Raw genomic sequence first — 19,887 nt, forward strand, 5'->3', positions numbered from 1 at the left:
GACGCCGTCACGGGAGTATAGGAAGCCCCCGGTGCGGGGGCAAACCTCCAAAGGTGGCATTTCAACCGTCGGTAATCAGTCCGGGATCTGCAACTGGTTACCGGTGAAGACAATCCGGTCCGCTTCCGCCGGTTCGGATTGAATGGGCGGCAGGTTCGCCAGGGTCAGGGGCGTGGTCAGGCTGCCCCGGGGCACCGTGCGCACCACCTGACTAGGCGGCAGCGGCTGCTTCTCGACGAGATGGGCCCACACCAGATCCAGTGCCTGGAAGTAGTAGTGATGCAACGGCACATAGCGGTCACCGATGCCCGGAAAGCCGTTGAGCACGTCCAGGTGATGGGCGTTGAGTATTTCGTAATAGCGCAGGTTGCTGTGGAGGCCTTCCACTGTCTGGTTCAGGCCGACATAGGGCCGGGAGGTGTGGTTGATGGGCAGGATGGCATCGGCCCGCCCGGTGACAAACACCGTCGGCTTGCGCTGCAGGTCTCCGCTGGCCCGCACCGCTGAAATGCCACGGCTAATGGCTTCATGCAGCTCGGCCCGATCGCCCTCGAGGGGCTCGCCGGTCACCACATCCCTGCCTTCGGCAAGACTTCTCAGGCACAGCAGGGCGTCCAGACCGTAATCCACCTGGCTGGAACTGGGCGAAGCGCTAACGGCGAGGTTCGTGGGCTGGCCCTCGGCGTTGTCGTAGACCAGATTCACACCAGCGGAGGGCGGAATGCCGTTACTCGCTGCAAACAGCGCCGCCTCGGCCGCAGGCGCCAGTGGCACTACCGCGCCGGCACTGCCGGTCGCCGCCAGGCTCAGGCCACACACCCGGTCTTCAACACCCGCGCGGCCATAGGCATTGGCGTAGGTCATGGCAATGCTCTGGGCGACCGCCAGGCCAAAATGCACCGGCGCCAGCAGGTTCTGCTCCGGCTGCACGCCGAAGTCCTCGTTCAGGATCCGTTGCGCATCGAGGGCCCAGTCATCCTTGGTTGCGCCAGACACCAGCCCCTTGTTGAACAAGGAGTGGCAGATGTTCTGGCCAGTCACCGGCAGATTGAACACGCCGTTCAGGGGGGCGAGATCGCGGATGCCGGGGGCCTGGTTGGCACAACCCTGGTACACCGCCAGCGCGGTGGTGTAATCCAGCAGGCTGCGGCTGTGTTCCGTCAGTGCAGGGCCATTGCCCTGACGAATGCTGAAACTCCGGTCCACAGCCGGATTCACATTGGGCTCAGACACCGCCACACCATCAATCAGGCCTTTCTCGTCCTGTTCCGCCGCCCGCACCGAGGCTCCGCCGCCGTTGGAAACACTGGAGGCAATCACCAGGGTGTTCCTCGGGTTGATGGTCCGAAGAATTTCACCATTACCCAGTTCCCGGCCATGGAGTGTGTTCAGCACATAGAAGCCGAACTCAATGGATTGCAACACATGCCGGCCCCAGTCTGCCTCCGGGTTCTGTTTGGAATGGGCGTGTTTCCAGGCGAAGCGATCCGGCCACTGGCTATTGAAATCATCCCGGCTCTGAGCGTCCAGATCCGCCCGGAACAAGGCTTCTTCAGGTTCCGTGGTAAGTGTTCCGTTCACGGACTGGGCGGTGTTTGTGGCGAGGTTATGGGCACCGGTACCAGTGCCTTTATCGGTATAAACCACCGCGCAGCCCTTTTTCAGGCCCCACTCCCCGGCGGTGCCAATGGCGCCGTAGATCCCGCGGGAACCCGAGGAGGGCGCGGTTACCATGCACGGAAAATCCGGATCAAAGCTGTCGGGCACCTGGGCCATTACCGTCACCGGCACAGTGGCGCCCGGCACCTGCATCAGCGCGATGAATTCCTGGCCCGGAATCCGGCCACTGGCATTACCCACGGCCGGGCCAAACAGGCTGCCATAGCCTCCGCCGGGTGCAGTATCCACCAGTGCCCGGTAATTGTTGTAGATGGCCAGCCGGCGCAACTCCGCCGGTGTCGGATTCAGGGCATCGACAAACGCCGGTGGAGTGGCATTGGCCAGCCCCTCCGGCCCCAGGCCAGCGGTAAGAAGATCATCGGTATTGCCATCGTAAGCAAACTGCTGGACATCGCTCACCAGGAAATCAGGCAAGGAGTTGAACACCTCGTCCTTCTTGCAGGCAGTAAGCGTTACCGTGGCAGCACCTATCAGGGTGCAGAGCATCATTCGTTTCATGGTCGGTCCTTGTTTGTTGTTGTTGAATCGGCCCCATGGGCGCCACGGCCCATGCGGATCCTGTGCCAACCGGACAAGACCATGAATATATTTAGAAAAATGAAAAATTACTGGCACTTGAGAGGGAGCTATTCCGGAATTCCGGACAGCGGTTGCGCGTGCAATGGCATGGCACGCGCGCAGCATCGCCGCTGGCCGCAGACTGTCCGGCAGACCGAACACTGTCTGAAAAACCAGACAACGGGCAGTGAAACTAGCCTATTCGAACAAAGGGCAGCAAGCTGATTGCCGCAATTGCAGCGATGGCCAGGCAGGCCGCCAGAGTCCGCAGCGGATAGCGTCGAAACATGGAGCCGATACCGCCGATTTCGCCGCGAGCCAGACCCTGTTCGTAGGCCTGGCGCTGGCTCTGAAAACGCTGGCGCTGGTACTCGTCCAACAACGCCTTGGCCCGGGCCGCTTCTTCCGCATCGTGGACCCAGAAGCCGCCCATGCTGATGCCCCATCGGCTGGGCGGGGTCTCGTAGTAGCGCACCCCATGCTCCTCGAACAGAGCCCGGATCTCGTCGGCCTCGTCGTCGGGTACATGGCGCAGATTCATCAGGTGATGGGGCATGGCGCGTCCATTGGCTGGTATCAGGATCGTAATTCCCTATATGCTAACAGCAAAGCACCCACGACCGAACTTGCATCAGGACACTGCATGAGCCCGAACCCCCTTCGTCTGCTGCTGGATTTTGACGACCGCATCCAGCGGGACAGGGATCAGCCCCCAGCCTTCCTCCACCGCCGGGACCGGCGCTTTGCTCTGGACTGCGAGCAGCAGGGAATTACGCCCAGCCCTTCGCGCTGGCTGGCACACATGGATCGACTGTCCGGCCCCGGCGGCACCGTGACGGCTGGCCGTCGGGAACTGAAACTCTGGCGCCGGGTAACCAGCGGCTTCGCAGGTGCCGGCTGCCTGATGGGCATCGTGACCATGCTGGGTCTACTGTTCTATGACGGCGGCCAGCGCATCAACATCACCGTGATTCTGGCCTTTGTGCTGTTCCAGCTGCTGCTGGCACTGGCCACCACGGTACAGGCCATAGTCGGCTGGCAACCCTGGCGCTGGTTGCTGAAACGGCTGCACCTGGACCACGCCAGCCCGACCCGGGCCCGGCTCCAACCACTGCTGATGGCGCGGGCGGCCCACGCCGGCGGCGTTGCCTTTGGTCTTGCCGGTCTGGCCACGCTGCTGATCATGGTGGTGGTCCAGGACCTGGCCTTTGGCTGGAGCACCACTCTGGATACCGCCGCTTCCGGCTACCACCATCTGGTCAGCGCCCTGGCGGCGCCCTGGTCCTGGCTGTGGCCCTCCGCGGTGCCGTCCCTGGAGCTGGTGGAGGCAACCCGATTCTTTCGCGCCGCTCCTGTCACAAAAGGAGTTGAGCCTTCACGCTGGGGCCAGTGGTGGCCCTTCGTGGTTATGTTATGGCTGACCTGGACGGTGATACCGCGTGTGCTGCTGCTGGTTCTCAGCCAAAGCCTGCTACGCCGTCGTGCCACTCGGCTGCTGGCCGGCCATCCCGGCATGAAGGCTCTGTTATACCGGATGGAAACCGCCACCCTGGATACCGGTAGCAGCCACAACGATGCCGCCGACCTGCCAGACACCCGCACCCGGGCCCAGCCAGACCAACTGCCGGACACCCCGCTGATGATCTGCTGGGCCGGTGCCGGCGAACCGGAGTTGCCCCAACGCCTGCAGGCACCGGATTGCCGAATTTTCCGGGCCGGAGGCCGGGCCAGTCTGGCCCAGGATGAAGACGTACTGGCACAAGTAGGCATCCACCTGGCCGGCCAGGAACATCCGACAGTCATTGTCGTCACCCGCAGTTGGGAGCCGCCCACCGGCGAGCTGCACGATTTTCTGGAGACCGCCCGGGAGCGCTGGCCCTCGAATAGCCGGGTAACCCTGCTTCCGCTGGCAAGCGATCCGAACCAGCCACCGCAGGCCCACCTGGTTCAACCCTGGCTTCGGTTTACAGAACGCCTGGCTCCGGGCTTTGCCTCGGTGGCCTTGCCACCTGTCGACGAGCCCAACCCCTATCTGGCCGGGAGCGCGCAGCCATGACCAATGCTCCGGTATTCGCCGTGGTCGGCCACCCGAACAAGGGCAAATCCAGTGTCGTCGCCACCCTTTCCCAGAACGACGCTATCGCCATTGCCCTGGAACCCGGTACCACCCGGGCCAGGCAGGACTATCCACTGACCGTTGACGGCCAGAAACTCTACACCCTGGTGGACACCCCGGGTTTCCAGCGCCCACGGCGGGTGTTGCAGTGGCTGGAAGCCCACAGCATTTCCGCCTCGGATCACCCGGAAACCGTGCGGGCTTTTGTGCTCCAGCACCGGGGCGACGACCGGTTTGTCGATGAATGTGAGTTGCTGGCACCGATCGTGGAAGGCGCCGGGATCATCTACGTGGTGGATGGCTCGGTGCCCTACAGTGCCGAGCACGAGGCGGAGATGACCATTCTGCGCTGGACCGGGCGTCCGAGCCTGGCGCTGATCAACAGTATCGGTGAGGATGATTACAGCGACACCTGGCAGGCTGCACTGGGCCAGTTCTTTCAGGTTGTCCGCAAGTTCGACGCTGTTCGCGCCCCGTTTGAGCAACATCTGAGCCTGTTACGGGCTTTCGGCCAGCTGGAGCCCGACTGGGAGGCGCCGCTGGAACGGGCCACCCGGTTCCTGTCCGAACAGCGCCGCCAGCGTCGGCGCCAGGCGGCAGGCCTGGTTGCCCGAGCCCTGGAAGACCTGATGTCCTACCAGGAACGACGCACACTGACGCTCAACCAGATCGCCGAAACCAGCGATGCCAGCCTCGCCGAGACCCTGCGGGATCGCTGGTACCGGCACCAACGCCAGCGGGAACAGACCCTCAGGATCGACATCGAGCACCTGTACCAGCATCAGCGCATCCGGCGCCAGGAAGCGGAACTGCAATGGCACAGCCAGCACGATCTGTTTTCCGAGGACACCCGCAAACACTGGGCGGTCAGCAAGCGCTATCTGGCCACCGCGGGCTTTGGCGCCGGAGCAGTGAGTGGTGCCGGCATTGATGCCGTAACATTTGGCTCGTCGCTGGGCACTGGCGCCCTGCTCGGGGGGCTGATTGGCGCTGCCGGCAGTTACTTCTATGGCGATCGCCTGGTTTTGCCGGCACTGAGCATCGGGCCCATGAAGGACGGGCTGAAAACCGCCAGCTTCGGGCCTGTACAGGACAGCCAGTTCGGCTATGTTGTGTTAGGGCGGGCGGTGGATCACTGGTGGCATATCAGCCAGCGAAACCACGCCGGGCGGGATTTGCTGGAACTGGAACCGGCCGACCATCACTGGCTGGAACAGCTCGACAAAGCCAGCCGGCGGGAAATCCAGAAAGCCTTCGAACGGTGCCGGAAACAGCGGTCTCTGGCCCATCAGCAGAGGGAACAATTTGCCGCCGCCATCGAGCAGGCCATGGCGGCATACGACGACTGGCGGTTGAATCGAGCCTGAGCCGCATGTTTATACTGTATGGCTATTCCATCACAAAATGAGGAATGCGAATGAAAATCGTACGAGTGCAAGACATTATCGGTACCGAGCGTGAAGTTCACGGCCCGGGCTGGACCAGCCGTCGCATGCTGCTGAAGAAAGATGGCATGGGTTTCTCCTTCCACGAGACCATCATCCCTGCCGGCGCCGAGTTGAATCTCTGGTACAAGCACCATCTGGAAGCGGTCTATTGCGTCGCCGGTAATGGCAAGATTCTGGACAAAGCCACCGGTGAAGTACACGAGATTACCGACGGCACCCTGTATGCACTCGACAAGCACGATCAGCATACGCTCTACGGCGGTACTGAAGACATGCGCCTGATCTGCGCCTTCAACCCGCCCGTAACCGGCCGGGAAGTGCACGACGAAGACGGTGCTTACCTGCCGGATACCAGCGAAGACTGATTCGCTCCGCCGTGGCATTTCAAACCGCCGCGACCACACCGCCACCGCCAGCCAGATTGCTGCCGGTGGCGGTGTTGCTTTGGCTGGCCGGTGTTTACCTGCGCATACCCGTGCTGGTGGCCCCGCCGTTGGCACCCTTCATTGGCGATGAGCTGGCCCTGACCCAGGCACTGACCGGCGCCCTGACCACACTGCCCATCCTGATGCTGGCCATTGGCGCCATGCCTGGTTCGCTGGCCATCTCCCGCATTGGCCCGAGGAACACCCTGGCGCTGGCCATGGTGATCATGGTGATCGGCTCAGCCGGCCGTGGTCTGGTACCGGACACCTTCACCCTGATGATAGCCAGCGCCGTCATGGGCCTGGGTGTGGCGATGATGCAACCAGCCCTGCCAGCCCTGCTGCCGCGCTGGCTGGAACCCCACCACATTGCCATGGGCTCTGCCATCTACATGAACGGCATGCTGATGGGCGAATTCATCGGTGCCGGTATTACCCTGCCGGTTCTCATGCCTTTGCTGGACAACAGCTGGCGCGCCACCATGCTGGCCTGGTCGCTGCCGGCACTGCTGGTGGCCGCCGCCCTGTTTCTGCCCAAACGGGACCTGGCCCGGCCCGCACGCAAAGCCGCCTGGCTGCCCGACTGGAAAAACCCGCTCACCTTGCGCCTGGGCCTGCTGCTGGGGCTTTCCGGCTCCATGTTCTTCGGCCTCAACGCCTACATGGGTAACCTGCTGGAACAACAGGGGCGTATCGGCCTGCTGTCCGAGGCCCTGTTCTGGTACAACATCGCCCAGGTCTTTGCCTCGCTGGTGATGCTGAAAATGGCACGGGCCTGGGTCGGCCGCCGTACCTTCATTGTCGTCATGGCGGTTCTCAGCATTGCCGGCACCGCCGGCACTCTGGTGCTCGAAGGCTGGTGGTTCATTGCCAGCGCCACGCTGATGAGCTTCGTGGCCGGCATTCTGCTGATCCTGTTGGTGGCGCTGCCGCCTTTGCTGGTGAACTCCGCCGAAACCGGACGGCTGTCTGCCGGCACCTTCCTGGTGGGCTATACCATGGCCTTCTCGGTACCCATGCTCGGCGGCCTGCTCGCCGACTGGACTGGCGACACCCGTCATGCCGTGATGGCCATGGTGGCCTACAGCCTGCTGGTATTACCCCTGGCTTTCACTCTGGACCTGAAACGAAAAAAGGATCAGCCCGCAAGCTGATCCTTTCTGAGATACCTCACTGACCTTCGGTCAGATATAGTAATCCTTCAACGGAGGAAAGCCGTTGAATTCAATGGCACTGTAGGTGGTGGTATAGGCCCCGGTCGACAGCCAGTACATCCGGTCTCCGATCGCCAGATTCAGCGGCAGCGGGTACTTGTGATGCTCGTACATGATATCGGCACTGTCACAGGTCGGCCCGGCGATCACACAATCCTCACCTTCACCGCTCTTCTCGGTCCAGATCGGAAACTTGATGGACTCGTCCAGGGTCTCGATCAGCCCGGAAAACTTGCCGACATCGGTAAACACCCAGCGGTGCAGGGCGGTACGGGATTTTCGTGAAATCAGCACCACCTCGCTCACCAACACACCGGCATTGGAAATCAGCGACCGGCCCGGCTCGATGATGATCTCGGGCAGGTCGTCACCAAAGTCCTCGTGCAGGAAACGGGCAATCTCCTCCGCATACACCCCAAGCTCATTGGTCCGGGTAATGTAGTTGGCCGGGAAACCACCGCCCATGTTGATCATCTTCAGCTCGATGCCGTCTTCTTCCTTAAGGCGCTCGAAAATCACCTTTACCTTGTTCAGGGCGGCGTCCCAGGCACCGATTTCGCGCTGCTGGGAACCGACGTGAAACGACACACCGTAAGGCACCAGGCCAAGATCACGAGCCAGGATCAGCAGATCCATGGCCATATCGGTCTGGCAGCCAAACTTGCGGGACAACGGCCAGTCGGCGGTCAGGGTGCCTTCAGTCAGAATACGCACATACACTTTTGAGCCCGGGGCAGCCTTGGCAATGTTGCGCAGGTCTGCCTCGGAATCCGTGGCATACAGGCGCACACCCTTTTCGTAAAAGGTGCGAATGTCTTTCGCCTTCTTGATGGTGTTGCCGTAACTGATGCGGTCGCCGGTCACACCGAGGGCCATCACCTTGTCCAGTTCATACACCGAAGCGATATCAAAATTCGCACCTTTGTCCCGCAGCATGGTCAGAATCTGCGGGGCCGGGTTGGCCTTCACCGCATAATAGACCTTGGCGTAAGGAAACCCTTCCACCAGCTCTTCGTACTGACGGTCAATGGTCTGGGTGTCGATCACCACAAACGGGGTTTCCTTGCCGTCGGCAAAGTCCTTGATCCGCTTGAAAGTCTCGGCACTGTAGTAGTCGGCGATATCGGCGTTAGGCGTCTGGATCATGGGTGGTGTGTCCCTCCACAGGGTAAACGGGCATAAAAAAAGGGTAGCACAGACTGGCTGTATTACCCGTGAATGGCGCGATCATCGGGCCTTTTTCCAATCACCGCAAATGCGCAGTTATACCCATAAATCCGGCGACCGAAACCGGACCTATGGCACAGTATTCTGTGTCACACCGCCACTGGCCACAGCGGCGTTGGCTCGGTGGGACCATCCGGGTCCTGGGGCCGACTCTGGCGCTGCAGATAATCCAAGATGGCGTCTTTCAGATCACTGCCCTGACCCAGGCCCTGATTGCCGAACAGGCGGTTGAATTCCAGCACATAGGGATAGCCTTCCACCAGGGCGATATCAAAGCCGGCATGGTCTACTTCCAGCTCCCGGGCCAGGCGCAGGGCCAGATCGGTAGCCACCGCCGGCACATCACCAGCCACAATCTGGCCGCCTCTGGCGACGTTGTTGTAGAACCCCTGCTCCGCCTGGGTACGCCAGTAGGCGGTCACCACCCGATCACCCACCACAACCACCCGCACATCCCGGTCAATCGGAAGGTATTCCTGCACGTAGAGAACGTCTGTGCGATCACAATACTTCAGCCATTCGGCCCGGGACTCGATCAACCACACACCTTCGCCCATGCTGGCCTTGGGGAGTTTGGCCACGAAAGGCAGGGCCATGGTGTCCCACAGCATGTCACGTTCCTGTGGACCATTGGCTTCAATCAAGGTCCAGGGTGTGTGTTCCGGTGCCACGGTCTGAAAGGCGCGGGTCATTTCCACTTTGTCGTGACCAATGCGATAACTGGCGATACTGGGGAACACCCGGCACTTCAAGCCATGCACCAGGGCGTTGATCTGCCAGTATTCCGGGAACAGCACCCAGTCCGCCTCCTGCAGCAGCGGCTTGTGGCGCAGGAAATGCTCGGGCTTCAGTACAGTGGTGTCGGGAAAGCCAAGGGTACGGAACACGTTGAATGAGACAAGGTGCATGGTGACAGCCGCACAGAGTGAAAATTGGCTGCATTTTATCCAGCTTTGGAACCCTGGCAAGGGTTATTTTATGCGTAAATTGACCGATCTCATGGCGACAGTTAATGATACTGACAATAATTCGCATTAATTATCACTAACGAGGAACCGACCATGACAAAACACCTGATACTGGCCACCGCCACCCTTCTGTTCACCCTGCCGGCCCTCGCCGATGATGAGTACGATCACTACAAAGGCGAGCCCTCAAAAACCCTGGAACAGGCCGTGACCAATTTCTCCGAGTACAACAACCGGCTTGAGCAGGTGTTGGCGGGTGAACTGACACCAGAGGCCATGAACGAAGTTCACCAGCTCACCTACACCCTGGAAAACGCTCTGGGCAAACTGGACCATGAGCTGGAAGACATTGCCGAGCGGCTGGAGAAGGTGCACAAGGCTTCCGAGCACGCGGCCCCGGATACTGTGAAAGAGCAAGGCGCGGTGTATCTGGAAAAGAGCCGGTCCATCATCCGGTAACGGCCACGGGCTGCTAAGCTCCGGTTATTACTCGCTGACTAACCGGAGCCAGCCATGGGCGCGTTAGCCTGCGGAGCGTTTTTTTGTTCCCTGCTGAGCCTGGGCCGTGAGCGGATCTTCCGGCCAGGGATGTTTCGGGTAGCGGCCCCGGAGTTCTTTTCGTACCTGCGGATAGGCGTTCAGCCAGAAGCTGGCGAGGTCTGCGGTGACCGCGAGCGGGCGCTGGGCCGGGGACAGCAGGTGGATCACCACGGGTACCCGGCCGGCCGCCACGGTCGGTGTTTCGGTCCAGCCAAAGAGGGCCTGCAGCTTGGCGGCCAGCACCGGGCCATTGTCGGCGGTGTAATCCAGCGTCACCTTCTGGCCGGTGGGAATGGCCAGGGCTTTCGGAGCCAGTTCATCCAGTTGTTGTTGCTGTGGATAATCGAGCAGACTGTTCAGGGCGGATATCAGATCAAGCCGAGCCAGATCCGACCACCGCTGCATGCCAGCCATAAACGGCGCCAACCAGCTTTCCACACCGGCCAGCAGGGCAGAATCAGTCACATCCGGCCAGTGACCGGGAAACTGTGTCGCCAGTAACAACACCCGGGCCTGCCACTGGCGGGCGGCCTCGTTCCAGGGCAGCCGATCCAGTCCTTTGCGGCACACGGCATCCAGCAAACCCTGCTGGATCAGTTCCGGGGCCACCTGTTGCAACGGCTTTTCCGCCAGTATCAGGGCGCCAAGCTTACGCACGTGACGCGCCACCACTGTGCCCCGCTTGTCGTCCCAGAGGGCCTCTTCCCGTTCTTCTATGTGCGCAGCCAGGTCCTGCTCCAGATCTGCAAGGTCCACCGGCGCCGCCAGATAAATCGTCGCCTCCCGGGCCTTGCCGTCCAGGTCCGCGGCCACCAGCCAGTCCTCCCGGGCCATCGGATCATGCTCCCGCAGGCTCGCCCCCTTGCCATTACTGAGCTGGTAGCGCGGCGCCTCGCCGGAACGGCGGCGGGCAATGCGGTCCGGATATGCCTGGGCTAAAACCCGGCCCACCTCGGTGGCACCGGGCACACTCCGAGACACCGGCTCCCGGCACAACCGTTTCGCCGCCTGCCGCACCGCCTGCAACCGGGTCGTATCCAGACCCATGGGTGGCCGTACTCCCCGAACCATCCGGATCCGTTCGTGCAAATCCGCACCGGAGCCCGGCCCCAGCAAATCACGCTCTTCCAGCAGTGCCGCCAGTTCCGCCGCCAGCTGGCCAAACCCCAGAGCCTGCCCCCGGATAACCATATGGGCCAAACGGGGATGCAACCCCAGATCCCGGGCGGCCTTGCCGTGATCGGTAATAGCACCGTCAGCATCCAGCAAATCCAGCCACTGCAATAAATCCACCGCCTGCTGCCAGTGGGCTTGTGGCGGCGCATCAATCCAGGCCACCTGATCCGGTGAACGAGCCCCCCACTGGGCCAGCTCCAGTACCAGCGGCGCCAGGTCCGCCTCCTGAATCTCCGCTGGCGTGAACTCAGCCAGCCCAAACTGCTCCGACTCGCTCCATAACCGGTAGCACACCCCCGGTTCGACCCGTCCGGCCCGGCCTTTACGCTGCTCGGCAGAGGCTTTGGACACCCGGCCGGTGATCAGGCGGGTCATGCCACTGTTGGGATCAAACACGGCCCGGCGCTGCTGGCCGGCATCAACCACTACCCGAACACCTTCAATGGTGAGGCTGGTCTCAGCAATGGCGGTCGCCAGCACCACCTTGCGAGAACCGTCCGGGGCCGGCGCAATGGCCCGATCCTGTTCTTCAGACTTGAGGTTGCCATACAAGGGTGCCAACACCACGTTTTCCGGTAGTTGCCCCGCCAGCTGTTGCGCCACCCGGCGAATTTCACCGGCCCCGGGCAGGAACACCAGCACCGAGCCAGCCTGGTCTCCCAGGACCTCCAGCACCACCGCCGTTACGTGATCCACCATCCGGGCACTGCGGGACAGGGGCCGATAAAGGACATCCACCGGAAACGCCCGGCCTTCACTGGAAATCACCGGCACGTCCCCCAGCATCTTGGCAATGGGCGCGGTATCCAGTGTCGCGGACATCACCAGAAGGCGCAGGTCTTCTCGCAGGGCCTGCTGGCTCTCACGCACCAGTGCCAGCCCCAGATCGGCCTGCAGGGAACGTTCATGGAATTCGTCAAACAGAACAGCGGCATAGTCTTCCAGCATGGGGTCGGTCTGGATCAGGCGGGTGAGTATACCCTCGGTCACTACTTCGATCCGGGTGGTGCCGGAGACCCTGGTATCCAGTCGGGTGCGATAGCCCACCGTCTGCCCGGGCGCCTCTCCCAGTTGCCGGGCCATATACCGCGCTGCCGACCGGGCCGCCAGTCGGCGGGGTTCGAGCATCAGGATTTTGCGGCCATCGCGCCAGGGCGCATCCAGCAGCGCCAACGGTACCCGGGTGGTTTTACCCGCGCCGGGCGGCGCCTGGAGCAAAGCGGTGGTGGTCTTTGCCAGTGTGCGGGTCAGTTCTGGGAGGATGCCATCAATCGGGAGCATGGTACTGGGTGCTTGCCGGAATGTGGCCGCAGTTTACCATGCCTCAGGAGCGGGCATGCCAGGCTTCAGGCCGGGGCACGAAGAACGCGAATACCAGGCCAAACGCCAGCGCTGCCACCCCGATGCCGAAGGCCGACACCAGGGTGCCGCCGGCATCCAGCCACTGTTTGGTCAGCCAGGGGCCGACCATCTGGGTAAAGCCATACAGTGCCACCATTGCTGCCGACAGGCGCGGGCCCTGATGCGGATGCAGCGCGCGCCCGATGCGCTGGGTCAGCAATACCGTACCCAGGAAGGTGCTGCCGACCAGGGCGGCACATAACACCAAGCCCAAGGCGCCAGGCCAGACCACGGTGGCCAGCACACCGGCCAGTTGAATCAGAAAATTCAGGCGAAGGGCGGGCAAGTCTCCCATCAGGGCCCCCAGTTTGTTCCACAGCCAGGGCGCCGGGATGGTGAACAGGGCGACGATCACCCAGGTGCCGTCCAGCAAGGCGTGGCCCTCAGGCAGTTCCAGTTTTGCCAACAGGGGCAGGAAGGTCATGGGCAGGATGTAACCCAGGCCCGCCCCGGCATAGGACAGAAACAGCGGGATGCTGGCGCGATCCAGCAACGGGGTATTGACCACCGCCTTACCGGCGTCATCATGCTGGCGCACCGGTACCTCCAGTTGCCGTAACTGCATGGCACCCCACCAGGCCAGGGGAATCGACAACAGGGCAGCCGGCCACCAGCGCTCCGCGCCCTCCAGCAGGCTGGCGGTTCCGGTAACCAGGCCGCTGGACACCAGCAGCCCTACACCAACACCGATATAGACCAGACCGCTGAGAGAGGCCCGGTTGCGCAGTACCAGCCATTCCAGAATCAGGGCTGGCGCCTGGACGAATACCACGCCGTTAGCCACACCATTCAGCCAGCGGGTGACAGAAATCACCGTCAGCTGGTCGGTCTGGGTCACGATCAGCGTGGTGACCACATGAACCGCCAGGAAAAGAGGCAACATCAGCCGGATCTGGTCGATTCTGTGCCAACGGATGGCCAGCATTGCCCCCATCAGATAGCCGAGGTAGTTCCAGGTGGCCACCACAGCTCCATCCGGCGCGTTGAACTGGTTATCGGCCACCAGGTAGGGCAACAACGGGGTGTAGATGAATCGGCCAAGGCCGTGGACAACCAGCAAAACCAGGCTACCGGCGAGCAGAACCGTAAACAGTTGCCTGGGGGTGGGGGTGTTTGCAGAAGTCATGGCAGAGGCCCGGTCGTCAGGTTATCAACGGAAACCGGGTAGTGTAGGTGACTAACCAATGCTTGTCAGTGAGACCTTCGCCTCAGCCTGGCTGGCGATTGGCGTTGGCCCACTGGTAGATGCGCTCAAAGGCTTCGGCCAGCTGGTCCGGCTTGTGGGGTGGCTGGATCAGCGCCTGAACGTCGCCGTCCGGATTGAGCAAGGCAAAATGCCCGCTGTGGTCCACCAGCAACTCCCCATTCACCTGTCGGTGCACAAATACTGCGCTCACGCTCTTGGCGACCTGTCTCAGGGTGTCGAGATCGCCGGTCAGGCCGTGGAAATGCTCACCAAAGAAATCGGTATAGGCCTTCAGTTTCGCCGGGGTATCGTGCTCCGGGTCTGCCGAGACCAGCAGATAGTCCGGTTGGGGTAATTCCGGAGACAGCAACTGGTCGGTACGGCGCAGATTGGCCATGGCAGCGGGGCAGATGTCCGGGCAATTGGTGTAGCCCACGAACACGAAGGTCCACCGGCCCCGGAGATCTTCCCGGGTGACCGTCTCACCTTCCTCGTTGGTCAGAGAGAACTCCACCAGGGGCCGTGGCTGGTCGTAGACATAGGCGTTGTACTGGCTGAGATCCGGCGCCGGTGCCGGTTCGCCCCCCACCAGAAAGACCTGCCGTCCCACTGTCAGGCCGAACACCAGCACCACCAGCAACAACAGAACAAACAACGTGATCCGAATCGACCGCCCCATAGGGTCTCCCAACCAGGCTTAACCCCGGCCAGTCAGGCCGGGACAAAGACAAAATGATCCACCAGCAACACCACAAACAACGCCATCAGATAGGTGATGGAATATTTGAAGGTGTTCAGCGCTACCCGCCGGTCGTCGCCGCGCAGCAGGCGAACAGCATATTGCAGGAACCTCAAGCCTAGCGCCAGGGCGCCCACCAGGTAAATACCGCCGGACATGCCTGTGACAAACGGTAGCAGACTGACGGCCAGCAGCATCAGGGTATAGAGCAGAATATGCAGTTCGGTGTAACGATTGCCGTGGGTCACCGGCAGCATGGGAATACCAGCCTTGGCGTATTCCTCCTTGCGGTGGATGGCCAGAGCCCAGAAATGCGGTGGCGTCCAGGCGAAGATGATCAGAACCAGCAACAGCGCGTGGCCTTCCACCTGGCCAGTGACCGCGGTCCAGCCCAGCAGTGGCGGCATGGCACCGGCCAGCCCGCCGATGACAATGTTCTGTGGCGTCGCCCGTTTCAGGAACAGGGTGTAAACACCGGCGTAACCCACGAGGGAGGCCAGCGTCAGCCAAGCGGTCAGCTCGTTCACCTGCCACACCAGCACGACCATACCCAGGGCCGCCAGCACGGTAGCAAACAGCAGGGCGTCCAGCGTCGCAATCCGGCCAGTCGCCACCGGCCGTTTGCGAGTGCGGGCCATCACGGTATCGATCTTCTGATCCACCACGTGGTTCACCACCGCAGCCGCGCCGGCCAGCAGGGCGATACCGAGGTTGCCGAACAGCAGCACGCTCCATCCGGGAACGCCTGGTGCTGCCAGCAGCATGCCGATCACCGAGGTAAGAATCATCAATGCCACTACCCGGGGCTTGGTCAGTTCCAGGTAATCGCGCCAGGAAATAGGGCTCGCATGCGTTGAATTCTGGATCGGCAGCGCCTTCACTTGCTCGCTCATGCCGTAACCTCCCGGTTTATGGTTGTTGTATGAGGTGCGGGGGATAGTGCTGGCAGGGCCAGCTGATGATGCCGCCAGATCAGGTGCACCATCGACAGTAACAGGCCGGCGCCCATTGCGTTATGGGCAACGGCGACGATCAGGGGAATGTGCAGCCAGACGTTGGTCAGCCCCAGACAGAACTGGAGCACCAGGGCACCGCCCACCAGAGCGATGGCCCTGTCGAGACCGCTCTGGGCTCGCTGGCGCCACAGCAGCCCCAGCAATATGGCCAGATAACCCAACACAAGAACCGCGCCCAGGCGATGGCTGACGTGAATAGCAACCCGGCCATCGCTGGTCAACTGGCCGCCCAGATAGTTGGGACCAACATGTTGGGTGATATCAAATCCATGCTGAAAATCCATGCCCTCGGGCCACCACTGACCCTGACAGGTAGGCAGATCGGTACAGGCAACGGCGGCGTAGTTGGCTGCCGTCCAGGCCCCCAGGGCAATCTGGGCAATGACCAGCAGCAAACCGCCGTACAGCCAGGGTCGGAGTCTTGCCAGGGATGCCGCCATCGCCGGTCGCGGCGCCTCACTTTCCCGTGCCCGCCGCCGGAGCCGCAGGGTCAGCAACAACAACAGGCTCAGGGTGGTAAATCCACCCAGCAGATGCAGGGCCACCACCTGGGGCCAGAGCTTGAGGGCAACCGTCCACATGCCGAACGCGGCCTGCAACACGATAAAGCCGGCAATGAACAGCGGCAGTTTGACCGGAAGCCCCGCTCTGCGATTGCGCACCGAGGCAATGGCCAGCCCGAATACCAGTAGTCCCAGGGTACCGGCGGCGTAGCGATGGATCATTTCCGGCCAGCCCTTGGAGACATCCACCGGGGTCTCCGGGAAACGGGCATTGGCGATGGCGATGCGGGTTTCATCCTGGGGTACGGTCAGAAAGCCATAACAGCCAGGCCAGTCCGGGCATCCCAGGCCGGCGTGAACCAGCCGTGTCCAGGCACCGAGCATGATCACCACCACCGCCAGCAAACAGGCCAGGGTGGCCCAGAACGCCAGTTTCTTTGCTGTTGTCCGGGATTGCTCCGGAGACATCGCCGTCATACCGCAGGCCTCCCGTTAGCCAATCTGTGACAGTTTCAGCAGGTGCTTGAGATCTTTCAGCAGCTGTTTGCCGGTATGTTCCCTGCCATAGTGCATCATCACATTGCCAAACGGGTCGACCAGCAGGATTCTCGGTTGCTGCTCCGGGTTGATCCCGGCGGGCCATGCCGGTGTCTTGCCAGCGGCCGGTTGCAGGCGCTCCATCAACTGGTACTCATCGGACCAGCGCCGCTCCAGATCCGCCGGTACCGTGCCCAGATAGGCGGCACGACCAACACGCGGCGCGTTCTTGCCAAGCGCAACGTTAACCTGGCGAGCCAGATACAGCAGCTGCTCGCAGTCTTCCGCGCAACGCTCCGAAGCCACCAGCATCAGCCATTTCGGGTCGGCGACATCAACACCAAAGCGTACCTGCAGGGGGTTCCCCGCAGCGGTTTGCAGATTCAGCTCTGCCACCGGCACCGGCGGTTGCACCAACTGCCCCTGATTGCTCTGACCGGTAGGGTTAAGCCAGCCGGTGTAAAACATGACCGTCGCCACCAGCATGGGGCCGAACCCCACCGCAAAGAGCAACATGGCGGTGCGCCGGCCCCGCCTGACCTGAGCCGGGCTCGGGCCATCAGAATGAGAGAGAGAGTCAGCCGTTGTCGTTGTCATTGTCGGCTCCTGCCTTGGGTCTTTCGCTGTCTTTTTTATAACTCGCCACCAGAGTCAATATAGTCAGTGCTACCGCCAGTGCAAACCATTGGGCGGCGTATCCGTAGTGCGTCTGCGGGCCCATCACATCCGGCGCCCGGTCTGCCTGGTATGCACCCGGCTGCTGGCTGTCGGCCAGGTGAACAATCATCGGGGCCGGCGTATTGCCCAACGCCCGGACACGGCTTTCCGGCAACGCCTGAACCCGTCTTGGCCAGCCGGGTGTATCGGGCTCCGCCTCTCCCAGAACCGGCGGTTCCGGATAAGCCGCCAGCCGGCCCTGCAAGGTAAACAGGGGCTCAGGCGTCTGCACTTCCGGCAGCTGTTCACGACTGCCCGGGGCCGGCACCCAGCCGCGGTTGATCACCACCGAGGGCCCGGAAACCGGCTCAAACAGGGTCAGCACTTCGTAACCGGCGCGACCATTCCGGGTCCGGTTGTCCAGTAACCAGGTCTGCTCCCCGTACCAACCGGTCAGTGTGACCGGCTGACCCTCCTGCCACCCGTCTGCGGCCGCCACGCCCTGCCAGTCCTGCCCGGCGCTGTCTGAATTCCAGGCCTCCAGCAGACTGGTTTTTTCCGCGGCGCGGTTCAGCTGCCAGACGCCCAGACTGATCAACAGGGGCAGAAAGGCACCGGTGAAGACCAGCAAACGCCAATCAAACTGCCAGCGGCGGGAGCTGAAACCCACTTAGCGTCGCTCTGCTATAGTGAAGTAACGGTTCGGGGCATTGTTCCCGGCGCCAGAATGATCACCAGGCTGCAGACCTGAAACAACCGGATTCCTCATGTTAAAACTTGCCATTGTCGTACTGCTGTTCGCCGTCATTATCAGCCTGTTCAGCGGGCTGTTTTTCCTGATTCGGGACGGCGGTAAAACCAACCGTGTGGTGAATTCACTGGCGGTGCGGGTCTCGCTCAGCCTGTTACTGCTGGCTGTGGTGCTGATTGCGCTCTGGACCGGCGATCTCACCCTGAATCCGACACCCTGAATCCCGCCGCCTCAGAGCACATACACGAACACAAACAGGCCCAGCCAGACCACATCCACAAAGTGCCAGTACCAGGCCGCCGCCTCGAAGCCAAAGTGATTGTCGGCGGTGAAATGGCCCTTGATGATCCGGATCAGCATGATGGCGAGCATCAACGTACCCAGCATCACGTGGGCCCCGTGGAAACCCGTTAACATAAAGAACGTGCTGCCATAGATGCCGGACTGCAGGGTCAGGTCCAGGTCCTGATAGGCGTGCATGTACTCGTACCCCTGTACGAACATGAACACCACCGCCAGCGCAATGGTGGCTCCCAGCCACAGCTTCACCTTGGCCCGGTGACCCGCTTTCAGGGCATGGTGGGCAATAGTCACGGTGAACGACGAGGTTACCAGCAGGATGGTATTGATCAGCGGCAGGCCCCAGGGCCCGATCACTTCCTTCGGGCCCGGGTAGGCCTCCGGGTTAGGGTTGTTGACCAGAGGCCAACTGGCCTGAAAGCCTTCCCACAGCATGTTGCTACTGCCTTTATCACCCTCGCCCCCCAGCCAGGGCACCACGAACATCCGAACGTAGAAGAGCGCACCGAAGAAAGCCGCAAAAAACATGACTTCCGAGAAAATGAACCAGCTCATCCCCCAGCGGAAAGATCGGTCCATCTGGTCGCTGTATAGTCCGGCCCGGCTCTCGCGGATAACGCTGCCGAACCAGCCGAACAGCATGTACGCCATGATCAGGGCACCAATCCAGAACATGATCCAGGAACCGGTGGTGCTTTCACCCTGGTTGCCGTTCACCATGATGGCTGCCGCGCCATACAGGGTGACCCCTAGGCCAACGGTGGCGACAATGGGCCACTTGCTCTGTTCGGGAACGTAGTAGGTCTGGTGATCCGCCATAGCTGTCTCCGATGGCTTAGCCGTTATTGTTGGTTGTTTTTGCTGCCCCGGCGGCACCCGATACTTCGGCCTTCTGGCTCTGGTCGTAAAGGGTGTAGGACAGTGTCAGCTTGGTGATGTGTTCCGGCAGTTCCGGATCCACGATAAACACCAGAGGCATTTCTGTGCTTTCGCCGGCTTCCAGGGGCTGCTGGTTGAAACAGAAACACTCGGTCTTGTGGAAGTACAGGGTGCCCTCAGCCGGGGACAGGCTCGGAACTGCCTGCCCGACCATGGCCTGGTCGCTGCCATTTTCGGCGTAGAAATTGACGGTCACCGGCTCACCGGGATGCACCTTGATGCTGCGGGTCACCGGCCGGAATTCCCAGGACATACCCGGACCATTACTGGCCAGGAACTGGACCGTCACGGTGCGGTTGGCATCCACCTGGTTGGTGACCTGCGCTTCGTACCGGCCGCCGGTCTTGCCATTGATACCGGTGATTTCGCAGAACACGTCGTACAGGGGCACCAGGGCGAAGCCGAAGGCGAACATACCGACCACGCCGGCCATGCACCAGGCAATCACCCGACCGTTGCTGCGTTTGCCGTGTTGCGGTTGTGGCTCTGCCATGGCGACCTCCCGG

General features: G+C 61.8%; 19 protein-coding genes. 6 read left to right on the plus strand and 13 right to left on the minus strand.

Annotation, left to right across the window (positions count from 1 at the left end; translation table 11 throughout):
• Positions 1–75: 75 nt before the first annotated feature.
• Positions 76–2,178, minus strand: coding sequence for a D-(-)-3-hydroxybutyrate oligomer hydrolase (locus tag JIF53_RS05890; protein WP_199452050.1), 2,103 nt, complete (start codon positions 2,176–2,178; stop codon positions 76–78).
• A 253-nt stretch (positions 2,179–2,431) separates the two neighbouring features.
• Positions 2,432–2,794 carry a DUF6164 family protein gene (locus JIF53_RS05895; protein ID WP_199452051.1) on the minus strand — a complete coding sequence of 121 codons (363 nt, stop codon included), beginning with the start codon at positions 2,792–2,794 and terminating at the stop codon, positions 2,432–2,434.
• An 87-nt stretch (positions 2,795–2,881) separates the two neighbouring features.
• Here JIF53_RS05895 and JIF53_RS05900 point away from each other — a divergent pair, with 87 nt between their 5' ends.
• Genes JIF53_RS05900 through JIF53_RS05915 form a run of 4 tightly spaced genes read left to right on the plus strand, consistent with a single transcriptional unit; the run spans position 2,882 to position 7,381 of the window.
• Entirely contained in the window at positions 2,882–4,294 is a 1,413-nt protein-coding gene (locus tag JIF53_RS05900; protein WP_199452052.1) for a DUF2868 domain-containing protein, read from the plus strand.
• Positions 4,291–5,721, plus strand: a complete 1,431-nt coding sequence (locus tag JIF53_RS05905; protein WP_199452053.1) for a GTPase/DUF3482 domain-containing protein — start codon at positions 4,291–4,293, stop codon at positions 5,719–5,721. Before JIF53_RS05900 ends, JIF53_RS05905 begins: the two co-directional genes overlap by 4 nt.
• A 50-nt stretch (positions 5,722–5,771) precedes the next feature.
• Positions 5,772–6,167: an ectoine synthase gene (locus tag JIF53_RS05910; protein ID WP_114434665.1), complete on the plus strand. Its 396-nt coding sequence runs from the start codon at positions 5,772–5,774 to the stop codon at positions 6,165–6,167.
• Positions 6,168–6,178: 11 nt separating this feature from the next.
• The gene (locus tag JIF53_RS05915; protein ID WP_199452054.1) at positions 6,179–7,381 is read left to right on the plus strand and encodes a CynX/NimT family MFS transporter; all 1,203 of its coding nucleotides are present in this window, start codon (positions 6,179–6,181) and stop codon (positions 7,379–7,381) included.
• Between the two features lie 30 nt (positions 7,382–7,411).
• Here the strand turns inward: JIF53_RS05915 and JIF53_RS05920 are convergent, their stop codons facing one another.
• Both JIF53_RS05920 and JIF53_RS05925 read right to left on the minus strand, forming a co-directional pair.
• A complete protein-coding gene (locus JIF53_RS05920; RefSeq protein ID WP_023008100.1) occupies positions 7,412–8,587 on the minus strand; it encodes a type III PLP-dependent enzyme in 1,176 nt (391 codons plus the stop codon).
• Positions 8,588–8,757: 170 nt separating this feature from the next.
• On the minus strand, positions 8,758–9,576 hold the full coding sequence (locus JIF53_RS05925; RefSeq protein WP_199452055.1) for an ATP-grasp domain-containing protein: 819 nt from the start codon (positions 9,574–9,576) through the stop codon (positions 8,758–8,760).
• A gap of 153 nt (positions 9,577–9,729) precedes the next feature.
• On the opposite strand from JIF53_RS05925, the gene JIF53_RS05930 reads away from it, so the two are divergent.
• Positions 9,730–10,095, plus strand: a complete 366-nt coding sequence (locus JIF53_RS05930) for a DUF6746 family protein (protein WP_199452056.1) — start codon at positions 9,730–9,732, stop codon at positions 10,093–10,095.
• A gap of 63 nt (positions 10,096–10,158) precedes the next feature.
• Here the strand turns inward: JIF53_RS05930 and hrpB are convergent, their stop codons facing one another.
• From hrpB to JIF53_RS05965, 7 genes are all read right to left on the minus strand, one after another.
• Positions 10,159–12,633, minus strand: coding sequence for an ATP-dependent helicase HrpB (gene hrpB / locus JIF53_RS05935; protein WP_199452057.1), 2,475 nt, complete (start codon positions 12,631–12,633; stop codon positions 10,159–10,161).
• Between the two features lie 43 nt (positions 12,634–12,676).
• Complete coding sequence (locus tag JIF53_RS05940) at positions 12,677–13,879, minus strand: YbfB/YjiJ family MFS transporter (protein ID WP_199452058.1); 1,203 nt, start codon at positions 13,877–13,879, stop codon at positions 12,677–12,679.
• A gap of 82 nt (positions 13,880–13,961) precedes the next feature.
• Complete coding sequence (locus JIF53_RS05945) at positions 13,962–14,618, minus strand: SCO family protein (RefSeq protein WP_141066722.1); 657 nt, start codon at positions 14,616–14,618, stop codon at positions 13,962–13,964.
• A gap of 32 nt (positions 14,619–14,650) precedes the next feature.
• Complete coding sequence (gene cyoE / locus JIF53_RS05950) at positions 14,651–15,571, minus strand: heme o synthase (RefSeq protein ID WP_199452059.1); 921 nt, start codon at positions 15,569–15,571, stop codon at positions 14,651–14,653.
• Entirely contained in the window at positions 15,568–16,674 is a 1,107-nt protein-coding gene (locus JIF53_RS05955) for a COX15/CtaA family protein (RefSeq protein ID WP_199452060.1), read from the minus strand. The genes cyoE and JIF53_RS05955 overlap by 4 nt, the downstream gene beginning before the upstream one ends.
• 15 nt (positions 16,675–16,689) lie before the next feature.
• Entirely contained in the window at positions 16,690–17,331 is a 642-nt protein-coding gene (locus tag JIF53_RS05960) for a hypothetical protein (RefSeq protein ID WP_199452061.1), read from the minus strand.
• Positions 17,312–18,061 carry an SURF1 family protein gene (locus JIF53_RS05965; RefSeq protein ID WP_323127152.1) on the minus strand — a complete coding sequence of 250 codons (750 nt, stop codon included), beginning with the start codon at positions 18,059–18,061 and terminating at the stop codon, positions 17,312–17,314. Before JIF53_RS05965 ends, JIF53_RS05960 begins: the two co-directional genes overlap by 20 nt.
• Before the next feature lie 97 nt (positions 18,062–18,158).
• On the opposite strand from JIF53_RS05965, the gene JIF53_RS05970 reads away from it, so the two are divergent.
• A complete protein-coding gene (locus tag JIF53_RS05970; protein WP_199452062.1) occupies positions 18,159–18,362 on the plus strand; it encodes a twin transmembrane helix small protein in 204 nt (67 codons plus the stop codon).
• 11 nt (positions 18,363–18,373) lie between these two features.
• Here the strand turns inward: JIF53_RS05970 and JIF53_RS05975 are convergent, their stop codons facing one another.
• On the minus strand, positions 18,374–19,261 hold the full coding sequence (locus tag JIF53_RS05975; RefSeq protein ID WP_199452063.1) for a cytochrome c oxidase subunit 3: 888 nt from the start codon (positions 19,259–19,261) through the stop codon (positions 18,374–18,376).
• Between the two features lie 16 nt (positions 19,262–19,277).
• A complete protein-coding gene (locus tag JIF53_RS05980) occupies positions 19,278–19,874 on the minus strand; it encodes a cytochrome c oxidase assembly protein (RefSeq protein WP_199452064.1) in 597 nt (198 codons plus the stop codon).
• Between the last annotated feature and the right edge of the window lie 13 nt (positions 19,875–19,887).

It is taken from the genome of Marinobacter sp. bablab_jr008 (assembly GCF_016464145.1).
GTDB classification, from domain to species: domain Bacteria; phylum Pseudomonadota; class Gammaproteobacteria; order Pseudomonadales; family Oleiphilaceae; genus Marinobacter; species Marinobacter nauticus.